The following is a 13,521-nucleotide window of genomic DNA, read 5'->3' as shown; positions in this document are numbered from 1 at the left end:
GCTTGCAATAACTCGTGTCGCATTTTGATTTGCATAGTCAAGGACTCCGTTCCCATCGATTACGTGTACACCTTGGCGCTAACTCTGTGAAGCAGGGCAGCTGGCATGGCGGCGTAGCCTAGTCCACTTTCAGGCAGCCTTAAAAGGCTATCTTAGAAAATCCGCCGAGCTGCAGACGATCAAACCACCTCATGACCGATCGCTACCGCCATCCACGAGGGAAGGAGCGACCGGGCCGAAATCAAAGCTTGCCAGTCGGGTGGCGTCAGTTGCTTTCGCAGTTTCCCCATCGCCACGCTTACCTGAGCCTCTCCCAGCCAAGCCAAGGCTCGAACGACAGCGCCGGCAGTCGTTGCACCGAGGGATAGCATCCAACGGGGTGCATGCCTGATCTCGGCCTGAACATCCCCCACACTAAGACTCCGAGCTCGCCCGCTAGTGAGAAAAACGTGTCCATCAGGGATTTGATTGGTCAGGCCCAACATTTTTGCGGAGCCGGCGCCATCAAGGGCGATCACTTCTTGAGTCTTCGAGGCCAGCCCACTGACAACCATCTTCATCGAGGGCACACCCTTCCGATCAACTGTTGGAGCCACGTAGAGCCCACGAGCTGCTCGGATGATTTTCCCTGCCTTCGCCAACCGAGAAAACGCCTGATCTACGGCCGCGCGGCTACCCAGGTGCAGAAACTCCTTGGGGGTGAGTATTCCCCCCTCAGGAAGCTGCCTGCTGTGCTCCAGGATCGATTCGGGAAGGGTCTTCATATACCTCAACCAAGAAGGATTGCCTTAATGTCAGAAACTCTATCTCTTTTCTGACATCCGTCAAGTATTCATCGACTGCCAGTCGGCCCGAATCCAGGAATGCGACAAAGTCTCAGCGTGCAGTAGGGCGTGAGCTTGAATTCCAGGCCTATGGATGGGGAAAAATTCCGAGGTTATGGCTTTACGACGGTAATTACGGACGCATGTTGCTGCTGAGCGAGGTCAACTTCACTCAGCTTTCGTTCCACGCCATCAAGATCTTCATCGCCATCCTGGCATCCAGGGATCGCCGAGGCATCGCACCCATCAGCTACGATCGCCTGTCGGCTTGCACTGGTGTACCCAGGCACCACATGGCCGATGCGATCACGCGTCTCGATGACATGGGGCTGATTTCGCTCCGTCCAGGAGAATTCCATAGGGAACTTGATTTTGATGACACCAACCGGGATCTGGCACCCGGCTTTGGTACTCGTTGGCCAGCCTTGGACGAAGAAAAAACCAGCCCCCAATGTGGTTCCGCACGCAAGCGGCCATCGCGAGTCGACGTGGCCAGCCCCCTCGCATTCGTCACACCAGTTGGAAATTGAGCGTGATGCTTTCGGGTCTTAATGTACGTTTCTACAGGCGTAGTATTGCCAAAAGGTGTGAGGGTATCTTGGGGGGTGGATCGTCGTGTACCCCCCCCGTAGTTCCTGATGTATACGTGGTTTGTATCGGATAGATACTGACCGGGATATGCCTGCAAGTGTGTCAAAGTGCTAAGGCTAATTGACGTCGTGCTATGTGTAAATTTTCAAAAGTCCTGACCCCGATACAGGATTTCGTGTGTTACAAGTATGCCGATCACTGGATGTGCGTCCTTTCCGAGCCCTATCTTGTAAGTCGGTAACTGATGTCTGATCTTCTATTTTTCCCTATGTCGATGCCGGACGAGATGCTGCACTCTCGTATTACGCGTTACCACTTCCTTTCAGGTAACAGAACCGTAGGGGAGACGTTCCGCGATCTGTTTGGCTCGGATCCCTTCAACGTCGGTATGCTCCCGAAGAAGATTGAGGTGCTGGCCGCCAGGCTGCCAGGTGCCACAGCAAACAATCTCGATGAGCTGATCTGCACCAACACTACCTTTCCCGCTTACCGACCATTTCTGGGAATTAGTGAAGGGGCGGAGATAGCTTCGACAGGCCCCAGCTTCATTGGAGTAGCCCGCATTCCCCGCAGGGAGGGGACGGTCCACTGCAAGGCAAAGCTCTGTCCCACCTGCGTTCAGCAGGATCTTCTCGAACTGGGTTATGCGTACTGGCATCGCTCGCACCACCTGCCAGGTGTGTCCGTCTGTTGGCGTCACGGTGACCTGTTGATGCAGGCATGCCCGAGATGCTCTCACCCATTCTTCAGAAAAAATCGGATGCTACCGAGCCTTTCTGATCCGTGTGTCTGCGGTTGGAGCACGCTCACTCCTGCGCCAGTGCGTCAGGGTACTCAGCTTGAAAAGAAATTTGCACAATTCGCACACGAATTGCTACAGCGCAATTTACCGCCGATGAGTAGTGAAGCTTTGTGTTCTAGCTATCTGCGACAATGCAAAAAACGGGGCTTCATACATGGAAGATTTGCTGGAACAGCAAAACTGTTCGACAGTATTCGTGACACATATGGTGATGAAGCCTTGTCTCAGATGTGCAGCGCCTACGCAGCAGGAAAGCATGAACAATGGATAAGGTTCACTTCCCACAAAGGACAGATGGATATGCCGCTTGCACGGCATATGATCATCGCGCTGCATCTTTTCGGCAGTGCTGATGCGTTTGAAAGTGCCTTGAAGAAAGAAAGCATACTTAAAAGTATCGCTGGTGCAAGGCTGCACGGACTGCAGGTCAAACCACTCGTGGGCAAAGAGGCACAGTTCCGGCAGAAAATTGAAACTCTCCTGGCGGTGCGGGCGGATGTCAGCTTGGAGTATCTCTGGGTGAATGCCTATAAAGCGACACGGTGGCTTTACGAGAACGATAAATCGTGGCTGATGGCGAAGCTCAGCAAGCCAAAGCCCACGCCTGTTGAGGTCGAAAGCGCCACTGACCCTCGTGACAAAGGGTTTGCGGCCATCTTGATTGAGGGCGCTGAGGAGATGTATCGGATTTCGAGAGGGCAGAAGCGAGTCAACATTACCAATTTACAGAATCTACTCCCGATCAATCTGCCGAGGCATTGCCCAACCCGCAAGCACAAATTTCCCCTAGCTCTAGAACAGGTTGATCTCCTCTTGGAATCGGTCTGGCACTTCCGTTTGAGGCGATTGATTTGTGCTGTTGACGATATGGTTAGACTAAACCTTCCAATAAATACAGGTAGCCTTCATATAGTTTCCAGCGTTGCAAACCCAGTATTCCATGCTTTAGTCAGCCTCTTCGAATGGGATTTGGAGAGCTTCGCAAAAAATGGCGTAGATCCGGAAGCCCTACTCAGATCAACCGGCGTTTCACGAGATTGGCAGGGACCTCCCGGCTTCCACGTTGTTCTCGGTGGAAACGCTTACTACCGCAATAGACCAGCGATCGGATTTTTGGAGAACGCGAATTATCAGGATTGATCTAGCCCGGTAAAAGGACGGCGTCGGCTTTGATCACCGGCTTACTCAGCGGTAAGCTCATTAAAAGCGTAGGAGTTGAAATCATGATCAGCGGACAGCGCCTTAGCGGCGAGCAGTGTTCGGTCGGACTGAAAGTCGCGCTTCGAATCATCGATGCCTGGGCAGCAACCCCAGAACAAGCCTGCAGTATCCTGCGGATCTCTCTGTCGACGTATCGGCGCGCTTTGCGGGGTCTGGAATGTGGGCAAAGACTCGATTTGGATCAGCAGCAGCGGATGGGCCTGGTGATAGGCATCCATGGATTCTTGAGAGCTGCATTCCGCAACCAGGATAATGTGAAAGGCTTTCCAGGGTTCAAGAATGCCAATCCATTCTTTGAGGGTCGCACGCCTCTGGAGATCATGGCCCAAGGAGACCTAATCTCTTTGTACGAGACGTATCGGCGTATTGAGCAGATTCACTGCGGCGAAATCATCGCTGCTTGATGATCAGCCGCAGTGAGGAGAAGGCGAGGGTTAGGCTACCAACTGCAGGCGAGGAGCGATTGCAAGGTAGTCTTGCGGCATGGTCGATAGGATCGCGGCGACGCTCTCCTGTGGCAGCCGGTTAGAGAGCAGCGCTTCAAGTTTGGCCAACCGTTCTTGAACGGCGAGGGTGCGATCCCACTGAATGGCAAAACGCTTGGCCGCCACCTTCTGCTCCACAAGCACCAGATGACGGTTGAGGTCGTAGGTGTAGCGCATGGTGACCTTGCTCGACGATCCGTCCTCATCTGCCTCTTGGAAGGTCAGCTCGAACACCAGACCCTGAGAGGTTTTGCGAGCCGAGGACTCAACGTAGTCCTCCTCGAAGAGATTGTCGATGAGCTCACTGGGCTGAACGCCACGGGTTACGTGGAGAGTCGAGAGCTCATCAACAAGTATTTTGATGGATTCAAGACTCATTTCAGCATTCTCCTCAGTTCGTCGATGATCACTTCCACGTCCTCAATTGACCTAGTCAGCAAGCCATTGTCGCGGTCAGCAACCCTACCGAATTTCTTCGCCAGCTTGGTGTTGATAAAGCTAACCAGTATACCGTCGTTAGGTGTGTTGGGTTTCACCATCGGAAGGCTGTTTTTGAATATCGGATAAAGGGTAGAAGCTTTTTCTGGAATCTGTCGGTCGCTGAGCAAGGTCGCGACCTCGTCTTGAGCCTTCTTCGTAAGAATCTCGCGCAGCTGCTTTCGGGCGATCTCTGGCCGTTTTTCTACAAGGTTGGGGTCTATGATCTGAGCCGCTTTTTTCGTCTCGGCGTTGAGAAACACGTTCTTGAGCTGCGCTAGAACGTCCGCGTCATAGCCTTCGAGGCCAGTTAGCGCTTGGACCCTCTGGGTCGCGATGGATTCGATCTCAGCCCTTTTCTCGGAAAATATCTTGTTGAAGTCCAGATCTGCAAGGTAGGAGTCCTGATCACTCACGAACGCTTCGGATGTGGAAACGCCACCCAGCTCCTGCTCTTTGCGGGTGTAGTCCTCATCCGTAATGGTGTAGTCACGGGTTCGCTGATGCTGTGCCCGATCAACCTCAGTCTGGAAGGCCGCCCACATCGCGTCCAGACCGGTTTCTTTGTGATAGATCACCACGGCGTTGTTATCGAGCTCAAAGGCCGTAATTTCCTCATCCGGGATCGCTCGCAGGACCCTGCCGACGATCTGCGCAAAGGCGTTTTCGCTTCGGTAGGGCCGGAAAAGCGCAAGGACAGTGAGGTACCGATGGTCGTAGCCTTCCATCAGCATGTTTACGGAGATGACGACATCGCATTGATGGTTGTCGATTACCCGAAACGCTGCAGCGATATCGGCCTGATCCATGTAGCTGTGCACAACAGCTACCCTCAGGTTTTTGGACTGATACCAGGTGCGTAGGTCTTCGGCATGGGTGATGCTGCAGCCAACAGCAAGAATCTTATGCGGCACCTTTGGAGAGGTTTTCCGAAGCTCATTCAGCTTCTGAATGCTCAGGTCGATAACGTCCATCGAGCATTCCGGAGACAAGGCGACGCTACGCTCTACCCACTCCAGATCCTTGTATTCCAGGACTTGTTCCTTGGAGAGCCGGGTACCTGGCTGCTCTGCGATTGTGAAATAGAGCTCGTGAGCACTGACGGTCTCTTTCCTCAGCCACTTTACGTACCGATCACGCATCACCTCAGAAAGCGGTGTCTTGTGGATCAGCTTGCCTGGCACTTCCTGGTTGTCACCGCGGAATGGGGTGCCCGTCACGAAAATCTTCTTGGCCTTGGAGAAATGGGCCAAGGTTTTTTGCCAACTGCCCGCGGGCGCATGGTGACCTTCATCGATGATGATCAGGTCGAAGAAATCTGGGGCCACCCGCTTTACTAGCGATTGCCCGCGCTCGTTGTACACCTGTTGGATGTTCGAATAGACGAAGTGGGCCTGTTCCAGGCTGGCCTGATGTGTTTCCGAGGTGAATTCACATGTGACTGGCAGGTCCCCAGCACTGAAAATCACATCGAAATTGATCCAGAAATTGTCCTCCAGCAGATCCTGGGTCTTGCGGATGCTCTGCTTCGTGACCAAGCCCGGTGTGATGATCAACACGCGACCCTTTGCCAGGCCAAACGGCACGATGGATATCAGTCCACTTTTACCTGTGCCGGTTGGCAGAACGATCAGCGCATCCTCATCGGAGTTTTCGAAATGCTCCTGCGCTTTGATGTAGGCCTCGATTTGCGGGCTTCGCAGCTTTTTATTGCCGAGGATGTTAGCTGCCGTTTCGGTGAAGTAATTCATAGACAGTCGAGGTTCCTATCGGCGGCGCGCGCCAAGGTGCCCGCGCGCTGGGCCACTGCTCGGCGTCGGGGAGGACAGAGTTGGAATTGTTAGAGGTGCAGCAGATGTGGGCATTGAAATATCCATATTTCGGGCCAGGCATCATCGGGCGGTCGTGATGGCCAAGCGTAAGCACTGTGGCTGATTGTAGCCCAGTGATATCACGCTTTGGGGCCTGATTTTCTTGCGAATACGGTTCGTGACCCGTACCAATGAACATTGGTACCTTTCATGGACAGGTTGAAATGAGTGGCATGGCAATACGCTGAATGCCGGCACGAGGCATAACCTGCGTCAGGCTCAGCGAAAGGACCTCCGAGCATGCTTTACCTTACCGACACGGTGTAAAGCATGAATGCTTGAACGGAAAATCCGGGCGTGCGCGCAATGAGCTTGATCTCAGAGGCCACGTGGCTACGCTCCAGCAGTGTCAGCAATCAGCACCTGTAGAGACAACAATGGGCGTTCGAACTATCGCTTTTGCGACGACCGCTTTGGCCTGCCTGGCCGGAAGCGCGGGAGCTACAGAAGATGACCCGAATTTGACGAATGATACTGGCCATCCGCAGCACGAGACGGAAGCCACTGCCGGCACAGGCCGCTGGGACGCGGACGATGGGAGCAAGAACCACTACTGGCTGGAGCACAGTCCAGCGCCCACGGTGCCGATCGAGCGCAAAGAGCCCAGTACGTCGGCAGATACCACTCGGCCAGAGCCGTCATCTACAAATTCCTGGAAGTGATTTCCCGCTCCATTGAGCAGGCAAAAAAAAGCCGCCTTGAGTAGGCGGTTTTTTTACAAGAAACGGGTTACGAAGCCTTTTCTTGAGGTGTCACAGGATGCAGTCAGTGAATTCATCTTAGGGATGGGTGACACCAGCGTCAACCGCCTGGAAACATATTGTTACCTTTGCCCCGCCTGCCCGTCTCCGACGCCAATCGATTTGGATTCCAAAAAGCGAGTATGATTCCACCCAGCTCAAACTGCTTGTTGAATGTTCAGCTGGACCAGGGCCTGAAACGCGCTGTAGAAAGACCGCCTCCTGACATGGACCACGAATCCGTGCCGGCATGCTTGTATTTCGGGTGGCTCCCCAACCCTGGTCACTTCACAGGATGCAGTCAGTGCTCCGAAGGCGACGAAGCGCCGGTTAGACGCTGGAAGATTGACCTCCTTCATGGAGGGCAGACGTATGAAACGATTGTTGAATACGTTGAGCCGCTTGTGGACGATCTACCGTGTTGGAGATTTTCTCCGCTCGGCTTGTGAGTACATCAGCGACATCATTGACGGTTTGTAATGGACCGTTGATAACGCAGTAGAAGAACCGCCACAGCTTGCTGTGGTGGTTTTTTCATTTCTGCGGGCAAAAAAAGCCCGCATCGCGGGCTTTCTCTGTCACGGCGAAGGTTAAACCATGCTGGCGATCAGTCGCTGCTGAGCATCAACTGCGTTTTGTGCATGCCACGCTGCGTCTTTGCAGGCACGCCCCTCTTCATCATGCATGTTGTCTTGGCGAGTGCTGCCGTCTGTACGACGGAAATCATATTCCCGCCAGGCATCCAGCTCCTTTTGAGCGGCGGCAAACGCTTGCTCAAGCTCCAGCAAACGTGCGATGGCGGCTTGCTTCTCTGGTGAATTAGACATAGCGACTCCTTGACTAAACGGGTGCTCAGAGGCACGCCGTACCGTTACGAGCCGCGGGTAATGAAGATCGCTGCGCGGCCCGGTCGCCGTATATATACCCTGGTGCTGGGGGTGTAAAGCGGCCTGCCGCGAGACTTACGCCGCCGGCAGAGCTTGTACAGGCTGCTCGATCCCAAGCTCAACGCGATAGTTCACCAGGGTGCTGAAGCGGTATTCGCGGGTCAGGACGGTCGATTGTGGCTCTTCGATACTGAGCTGCACGTATCGCTCCACGTACTTGCCGAACTGCTGGCTGATGTGAAAACTGCCGTCTCGCAGCTTTTTGAACTCAGCAGGAGGGATCTGGAAGATGGCGTCGGAGACGTAATCCTCCTTGCTCAACAGGACAGCCTTGCCGTAGTCCAAGCCCTTGATTTCACGAACCGTCTTCGCTGTGACAAAGCAATGCTTTCGCGATCGCAGGTTCGAGCGCAAGGGGATGCCGAATTTTAGGCCTCTGAACTCGATAACGACGATGCCATACCCACGGACCTTTTCCTCCACCCACTGGCCAGCCGCTTTGTCCAGCACCTCGACCAGGTGGGTGTTCTCTTCGTAAAAAAGGTTGTCCAGTTTCCTTACATGCATCGCTTACAATTTTCCCTGGGTAAAAAAAAGACCCTTCGTGGGAAGGGCCTCTTTTTGCGCTTTCGGTTTGGAAAATTTCAGTTTTTAACGTGGGGTTTTTCCTACCACCACAGCTTTCTGTTTGGTCATTTCAGTTTTTAACGTGGGGTAGACCTCCCGCCACAACGCATAGAAAATATAACCAACCCCTTATCATTCGTCAACCATTGAGCGTTGACAACAGGGTGTGCTGACTACCCTGGGTCTTCGGCTTCGGCGTCCTCTACCAGCTTGGTATCCCTGAGTGGCGACGGTCCTTCGGTGTTGGTGGCGACGGAGTGGTGTTCGTACCGGCTGCGATGGCGGATGATGATACTGAGATGAATGTCATGCTCTGCGCATCTGATGATGGGCATGGTGCTGCTGTGCACCTTGATCACCATTTCGTGCCGAGCGACTGGCTGAAGCGCGAGTTCCCTAAACACGTCGAGTTGATCGGTATGGTTGAGGCCCGTGCACAAGAAGCTTTGGCTGAGAACCGCCAAGCATAGTCAGCGGGGACCTTGAGTTAGCCTCTGGTGTTGTCACCATGCGGCCGAGTGGCGACGGGGCGATTGCGTGCGACAAGCAATCTCAGTTGGCCCTCTGCTCATCAGTTCGAGGCAACTGGACGTGCTTAGGGCCTACAGCGTTGAAGAGTTCGCTCAAAGTGAGCCCGTCCGTGGTTGTGTCAAACTATATTCCTTGCTGCGGAGTGCTTTTTTCGACGAAGCATGAGTTTGTGTCAAACTATAACTCGTTCGCGGCAGTGGGTTCCATCGCTGGAGGCCACGAATTACGGGGGGCTTTGTGTCAAACTATATTACGAGCCTCCACTGCCATGGAAACCTTTGTCTACGTCGTGGAGACAGGTTCTTTTTCCGCGGCAGCCAGACGCCTGGATATCGGGCAGCCGGCTGTTTCGAAAACCATCGCCCAGCTGGAAGAGCGCCTGGGGGTTCGCCTGCTGACCCGCTCGACGCGCGGGTTATCCGCGACCGAGGCCGGCACGCTGTTTTTCGAGCGGGCAAGGAAGGTCATCGAGGAGGCCGGTGAAGCCGAGCTCGCCGCTCGCGGGGCGGGTGCCGGGCTGACCGGAACACTGCGCATCTCCACCACGGTGACGTTCTCCAGATTGCACATTCTTCCCCATCTGGGGGGCTTCCTGGAGATGCACCCCCTGCTGGACGTCGATGTGCTGCTGGATGACCGCTCGGTGAACCTTGTCGAAGAGGGGGTCGATGTCGCCTTGCGAATGGGCAACCTCAGCGATTCGGGTTTGACGGCGAGAAAGATCGCCCGCTGCCGACGGCTTGTGCTGGGAACGCCCGCCTATTTTGAACGGCGTGGCATACCCGAATCCCCCGCGGACCTGACAGATCATGAAGCGGTGATCTATTCGCTGGGCGGAGGAGGGGCGTCATGGCTGTTCAAAAAAGGCCAGGCCGAGCAGCCGGTCACTCTCAGCGGCCGTGTCCGGGTCAGCGCCGCCGAGGGCGTGCGGACCACCGTCTTGTCGAGCTACGGCCTTACGCTCTCTTCGGAATGGATGTTCGCGCCTGAGCTGGCCAGCGGCGAGGTGGTGCCGGTGCTCGATGATTGGGAGCTGCCCGAAATGGACCTTTGGGCCATCTTCCCGACCGGGCGCATGGCAAGCGCCAAGGCCCGGGCATTTATCGCTTATGTGGAGCAGTTGATGGGGAATGTCGCCGGAGTGTAGTGAAGGCCAGGAGCTGTTCCTCAGCGCAATACCGTCTGCACGGGTCCATGCCCCAACGCTTTCAGTCCACCAGGGAAACCCCGCACCCGCGGTAGTCCCTGTCTCCCACCTTGAGCAGCACGCTCGCCTCGAATTCCTGGCCGCTCATATCGTCGGTGCAGGTTTCCCTGTCGATCAGCACCTGGATCTCGGTGCCGTCGGCGGCATTGCCGAAGAACCCCTCGGGCGTCGCCTCGGTTTTCGCGATGTCGGTCTTCTGCTCGCCATAGTTCATCTGCAGATGCAGTTCCGGCGTTTCGCCACGGCCGATTTCCACCGACCAGCCCGGTTCATTGCCCACGGCGCGAAAGCTGATATTGCGTTTTCTGGCTTGGGCCCAGGGCGAGTCCGGATCGCTGAGCGCCTGATCTGACAGAGCGCTTTTCGGAACAACGTCCTTGGAGGCCGTCGACTGGTCGCATCCGGCAAGCGAAAACAGCAGTACAGCGCAGAGAAACTGGGTAGAAGTCATGAAGGCAATTTCTGTGCTGGAAAGCCCACGAGGTTAGCGCAGTCGTCTGGACAAGGCGGAAAACGAAGGTTTCAAAGTGTAAAAGTGCGCTCGTCATGGAATAAAAATCTGCAGCCGGATGTTCTGTTACATCAGGCTTGTGGCGCGCTCGACATGGACGGCCAATACTGTCCGATCACTTTATCGCTGCCTTTGGGCATTCGTTGTCTGATTCATGACCGCAGGGGGATTCAATGCCAGTTGTGACTATCGATGGGCAATCGCTTCATTATCTGGACCAGGGCGCGGGCGAGGTGGTTGTCCTCGGCTCCAGCTATCTGTGGGACAGCGCCATGTGGGCACCGCAGATCGCCGTCCTGGCCCGGCACTACCGGGTGATCGTGCCGGAACTCTGGGGTCATGGGCAATCCGGAGCGCTGCCGGAAAATACCCACAGCCTGGATGACCTCGCCAACCAGACCCTGGCATTGCTCGATCACCTGGATATCCAGCGTTTCAGCCTGGTCGGCCTGTCGGTCGGCGGCATGTGGGGCGCGCGTCTGGCGCTGGCCGCACCGCAGCGTATTCGCGGGCTGGTGCTGATGGATACCTACGCCGGTGCCGAACCGGAAGCCACCCGGCAGTATTATTTCTCGATGCTGAAGATGATCGAGGACGCTGGCAGTATCCCGCCACCGCTGCTCGACGCCATCGTGCCGATTTTCTTCAAGGCCGGTGTCGACCCCGAAGCCTCGTTCTACCAGACCTTCCGCAGTTCCCTGACGACCTATTCCAGCGAGCGCCTGCGCAACAGCATCGTGCCCCTGGGCCGCCTGATTTTTGGCCGGGACGATCGCCTGGCGGCGCTTGCAGCCCTGGATGCCGGGACCACGCTGGTGATGTGTGGCGAGCAGGACAAGCCGCGCCCACCGAGCGAAGCGCGGGAAATGGCCGAGCTGATCGGGTGTCCGTATATCGGCATTCCCGAGGCCGGGCATATCTCCAGCATCGAGAACCCGGAGTTCGTCAACCAGGCACTGTTGGCTTTCCTGGCGAAACTGCCCGGGTAATCGGTCCGGCTTTTGGGTACGCTGATGGAACAGACAGAGCCGCCGATGCGGCTCTTTTCTTTACTGATTTGACCGAGGGCGTGCCGTGGACAGATTCCAGGAAATGCAGGCGTTTGTTGCCGTGGCCCAGGAGCAGGGGTTCTCGGCGGCGGCGCGGCGCCTGAACCTGTCGGCACCCAGCGTCACCCGGGCGGTGGCGGCACTGGAAAAACGCATCGGCGCGCAGTTGCTGATCCGCACCACGCGCAATGTGCACCTGACCGAGCCCGGCTTGCGCTACCTCGAGGATTGCCGGCGGATTCTCGGTGAAATGGAGGAGGCCGAGGCTTCGGCGGCAGCCAGCCATGCCCAGCCCAGCGGGCAACTGACGGTGACCGCACCGGTGTTGTTCGGCGAGTTGTACGTCACGCCGGTGATGGTGCGTTATCTCGATCAGTACCCGGCCGTCGACATCAACGCCTTGTTGGTCGACCGGGTGGTGCGCATCGTCGAGGACGGCATCGATGTGGCGATACGCATCGGCGAATTGCCGGACAGCGGTCATCACGCGGTGCGGGTAGGGCAGGTGCGCCGGGTGGTCTGTGCGTCCCCTGCCTACCTCGCCATGCATGGCCGGCCCGCCCATCCCGACGAACTGCGCCAGGCGCGGATCGTCATGGCCTCGGCGGCGTCCCAGGTGCGCACCTGGCAGTTTGTCGATGGCGACAAGCCGCTGAGCATCCGCCTGGAACCGCGCCTGGCGGTGACCGCGAACCAGGCGGCGATTCGTGCGGCCTGCCTGGGGGCGGGATTGACCCGGGTGCTGTCCTACCAGGTGGCCGACAAGCTGGCCTGCGGCGAACTGGAGGTGGTGCTGGCCGCCTTCGAACTGCCGCCGCTGCCGATCCACGTGGTGTTTCAGGGCGGGCGCAAGGCCCCGGTCCGGGTGCGCAGTTTTGTCGACTTCGTGGTGGCGGCACTGCGCGAACATCCGGCGCTGAAAGGCTGAGCCACAGAGGCGGGATTTATTTCACCAGATGAAATACTGGATTGCCATTTATGGTGATTCTGTTGTTTTCATCGAAGGCGGAAGATAACTCCATTGGCGCGATCCATCCCGGTTCGTGCCGCTGCCCCACGGAGTCCGTCATGTCCCAGACCGCTATCAAGCTCTATAACTTCTCTCGTTCCGGCCACGCCCATCGTGCCGAATTGATGCTGTCCCTGCTTGGCCTTCCGGTCGAACTGATCCATGTGGACCTGCCCAGCGGCGCCCACAAGAAGCCCGAGTACCTGGCGCTGAACGCATTTGGTCAGGTCCCGGTGATCGACGACCAGGGCGTGGTCCTGGCCGACTCCAACGCGATCATCGTGTACCTGGCGCAGAAGTACGGCAACGGTCGCTGGCTGCCGGCCGATCCGGTGGGCGCTGCCCGCGTGCAACGCTGGTTGTCGGTGGCGGCGGGGCCGATCGCCTTCGGTCCGGCGCGGGCCAGGTTGATCACAGTGTTTGGTGCCGCCTTCGATGCCGAGGAAGCCATCAGCCGTTCCCATGCCCTGCTCAAGGTGATCGAACAGGAACTGAGCCATACGCCGTATCTGGTGGGCAGCGAGCCGACCGTTGCCGATGTCGCCAGCTACAGCTACATCGCCCACGCCCCGGAAGGCAATGTCTCGCTGGCGGACTATCCGAATGTACGGGCCTGGCTGGCGCGTATCGAAGCCTTGCCAGGTTTTGTGCCGATGCCGCGGACTGTTGCCGGTTTGCAGACCGCCTGA

Annotated in this window: 14 protein-coding genes; 8 read left to right on the top strand and 6 right to left on the bottom strand. The window is 56.7% G+C overall.

The window, feature by feature from the left end; all coding sequences use genetic code 11:
* Positions 1 to 179 precede the first annotated feature (179 nt).
* Positions 180 to 764: a DUF6088 family protein gene (locus ACL9RJ_RS21725; RefSeq protein WP_422765666.1), complete on the bottom strand. Its 585-nt coding sequence runs from the start codon at positions 762 to 764 to the stop codon at positions 180 to 182.
* A 203-nt stretch (positions 765 to 967) separates the two neighbouring features.
* Between ACL9RJ_RS21725 and ACL9RJ_RS21720 the strand changes: the two genes are divergently transcribed.
* The 3 genes from ACL9RJ_RS21720 to ACL9RJ_RS21710 all read left to right on the top strand — a co-directional run bounded on the left by ACL9RJ_RS21720 (position 968) and on the right by ACL9RJ_RS21710 (position 3,842).
* The gene (locus tag ACL9RJ_RS21720) at positions 968 to 1,354 is read left to right on the top strand and encodes a hypothetical protein (RefSeq protein ID WP_422765665.1); all 387 of its coding nucleotides are present in this window, start codon (positions 968 to 970) and stop codon (positions 1,352 to 1,354) included.
* A 305-nt stretch (positions 1,355 to 1,659) separates the two neighbouring features.
* Positions 1,660 to 3,357: a TniQ family protein gene (locus ACL9RJ_RS21715; protein WP_422765664.1), complete on the top strand. Its 1,698-nt coding sequence runs from the start codon at positions 1,660 to 1,662 to the stop codon at positions 3,355 to 3,357.
* An 83-nt stretch (positions 3,358 to 3,440) separates the two neighbouring features.
* Complete coding sequence (locus tag ACL9RJ_RS21710; protein ID WP_422765663.1) at positions 3,441 to 3,842, top strand: antitoxin Xre-like helix-turn-helix domain-containing protein; 402 nt, start codon at positions 3,441 to 3,443, stop codon at positions 3,840 to 3,842.
* 30 nt (positions 3,843 to 3,872) lie between these two features.
* On the opposite strand, the gene ACL9RJ_RS21705 is transcribed toward ACL9RJ_RS21710, so the two are convergent.
* From ACL9RJ_RS21705 to tenpIN, 4 genes are all read right to left on the bottom strand, one after another.
* Positions 3,873 to 4,301 carry a hypothetical protein gene (locus ACL9RJ_RS21705; RefSeq protein ID WP_422765662.1) on the bottom strand — a complete coding sequence of 143 codons (429 nt, stop codon included), beginning with the start codon at positions 4,299 to 4,301 and terminating at the stop codon, positions 3,873 to 3,875.
* Positions 4,298 to 6,151, bottom strand: a complete 1,854-nt coding sequence (locus ACL9RJ_RS21700) for a DEAD/DEAH box helicase (protein WP_422765661.1) — start codon at positions 6,149 to 6,151, stop codon at positions 4,298 to 4,300. Before ACL9RJ_RS21700 ends, ACL9RJ_RS21705 begins: the two co-directional genes overlap by 4 nt.
* 1,450 nt (positions 6,152 to 7,601) lie before the next feature.
* On the bottom strand, positions 7,602 to 7,838 hold the full coding sequence (locus ACL9RJ_RS21695) for a hypothetical protein (protein ID WP_038997933.1): 237 nt from the start codon (positions 7,836 to 7,838) through the stop codon (positions 7,602 to 7,604).
* Between the two features lie 135 nt (positions 7,839 to 7,973).
* Positions 7,974 to 8,465, bottom strand: a complete 492-nt coding sequence (tenpIN, locus tag ACL9RJ_RS21690; RefSeq protein WP_038997934.1) for a type III toxin-antitoxin system TenpIN family toxin — start codon at positions 8,463 to 8,465, stop codon at positions 7,974 to 7,976.
* 317 nt (positions 8,466 to 8,782) lie between these two features.
* Between tenpIN and ACL9RJ_RS21685 the strand changes: the two genes are divergently transcribed.
* Together ACL9RJ_RS21685 and ACL9RJ_RS21680 are read left to right on the top strand one after the other, a co-directional pair.
* Positions 8,783 to 8,995 carry a hypothetical protein gene (locus ACL9RJ_RS21685; protein ID WP_289667433.1) on the top strand — a complete coding sequence of 71 codons (213 nt, stop codon included), beginning with the start codon at positions 8,783 to 8,785 and terminating at the stop codon, positions 8,993 to 8,995.
* A gap of 329 nt (positions 8,996 to 9,324) precedes the next feature.
* Positions 9,325 to 10,203, top strand: coding sequence for a LysR family transcriptional regulator (locus ACL9RJ_RS21680; RefSeq protein WP_422765660.1), 879 nt, complete (start codon positions 9,325 to 9,327; stop codon positions 10,201 to 10,203).
* Positions 10,204 to 10,264: 61 nt separating this feature from the next.
* On the opposite strand, the gene ACL9RJ_RS21675 is transcribed toward ACL9RJ_RS21680, so the two are convergent.
* A complete protein-coding gene (locus ACL9RJ_RS21675) occupies positions 10,265 to 10,714 on the bottom strand; it encodes a hypothetical protein (protein ID WP_017129326.1) in 450 nt (149 codons plus the stop codon).
* A gap of 233 nt (positions 10,715 to 10,947) precedes the next feature.
* Here ACL9RJ_RS21675 and ACL9RJ_RS21670 point away from each other — a divergent pair, with 233 nt between their 5' ends.
* The 3 genes from ACL9RJ_RS21670 (at position 10,948) to ACL9RJ_RS21660 (ending at position 13,521) form a co-directional block, all read left to right on the top strand.
* Positions 10,948 to 11,763, top strand: coding sequence for an alpha/beta fold hydrolase (locus ACL9RJ_RS21670; protein WP_177107151.1), 816 nt, complete (start codon positions 10,948 to 10,950; stop codon positions 11,761 to 11,763).
* A gap of 85 nt (positions 11,764 to 11,848) precedes the next feature.
* Positions 11,849 to 12,751 carry a LysR family transcriptional regulator gene (locus tag ACL9RJ_RS21665; protein WP_422765659.1) on the top strand — a complete coding sequence of 301 codons (903 nt, stop codon included), beginning with the start codon at positions 11,849 to 11,851 and terminating at the stop codon, positions 12,749 to 12,751.
* A 140-nt stretch (positions 12,752 to 12,891) separates the two neighbouring features.
* Positions 12,892 to 13,521 (top strand): glutathione S-transferase family protein, encoded by a 630-nt coding sequence (locus ACL9RJ_RS21660; protein WP_422765658.1) that lies wholly within the window; start codon positions 12,892 to 12,894, stop codon positions 13,519 to 13,521.

The organism is Pseudomonas sp. Mn2068, assembly GCF_049319725.1.
In the GTDB taxonomy this organism is placed as follows: Bacteria; Pseudomonadota; Gammaproteobacteria; order Pseudomonadales; family Pseudomonadaceae; genus Aquipseudomonas; species Aquipseudomonas gingeri.
The sequence above is the reverse complement of the archived record's forward strand: the minus strand, read 5'-3'. Positions and strand labels throughout refer to the sequence as shown.

Excerpts from the sequence above, each read along its gene's own strand:
- ACL9RJ_RS21725 (WP_422765666.1), bottom strand. The coding sequence starts at position 764 with ATGAAGACCCTTCCCGAATCGATCCTGGAGCACAGCAGGCAGCTTCCT.
- ACL9RJ_RS21720 (WP_422765665.1), top strand. The coding sequence starts at position 968 with ATGTTGCTGCTGAGCGAGGTCAACTTCACTCAGCTTTCGTTCCACGCC.
- ACL9RJ_RS21715 (WP_422765664.1), top strand. The coding sequence starts at position 1,660 with ATGTCTGATCTTCTATTTTTCCCTATGTCGATGCCGGACGAGATGCTG.
- ACL9RJ_RS21710 (WP_422765663.1), top strand. The coding sequence starts at position 3,441 with ATGATCAGCGGACAGCGCCTTAGCGGCGAGCAGTGTTCGGTCGGACTG.
- ACL9RJ_RS21705 (WP_422765662.1), bottom strand. The coding sequence starts at position 4,301 with ATGAGTCTTGAATCCATCAAAATACTTGTTGATGAGCTCTCGACTCTC.
- ACL9RJ_RS21700 (WP_422765661.1), bottom strand. The coding sequence starts at position 6,151 with ATGAATTACTTCACCGAAACGGCAGCTAACATCCTCGGCAATAAAAAG.
- ACL9RJ_RS21695 (WP_038997933.1), bottom strand. The coding sequence starts at position 7,838 with ATGTCTAATTCACCAGAGAAGCAAGCCGCCATCGCACGTTTGCTGGAG.
- tenpIN (WP_038997934.1), bottom strand. The coding sequence starts at position 8,465 with ATGCATGTAAGGAAACTGGACAACCTTTTTTACGAAGAGAACACCCAC.
- ACL9RJ_RS21680 (WP_422765660.1), top strand. The coding sequence starts at position 9,325 with ATGGAAACCTTTGTCTACGTCGTGGAGACAGGTTCTTTTTCCGCGGCA.
- ACL9RJ_RS21675 (WP_017129326.1), bottom strand. The coding sequence starts at position 10,714 with ATGACTTCTACCCAGTTTCTCTGCGCTGTACTGCTGTTTTCGCTTGCC.
- ACL9RJ_RS21670 (WP_177107151.1), top strand. The coding sequence starts at position 10,948 with ATGCCAGTTGTGACTATCGATGGGCAATCGCTTCATTATCTGGACCAG.
- ACL9RJ_RS21660 (WP_422765658.1), top strand. The coding sequence starts at position 12,892 with ATGTCCCAGACCGCTATCAAGCTCTATAACTTCTCTCGTTCCGGCCAC.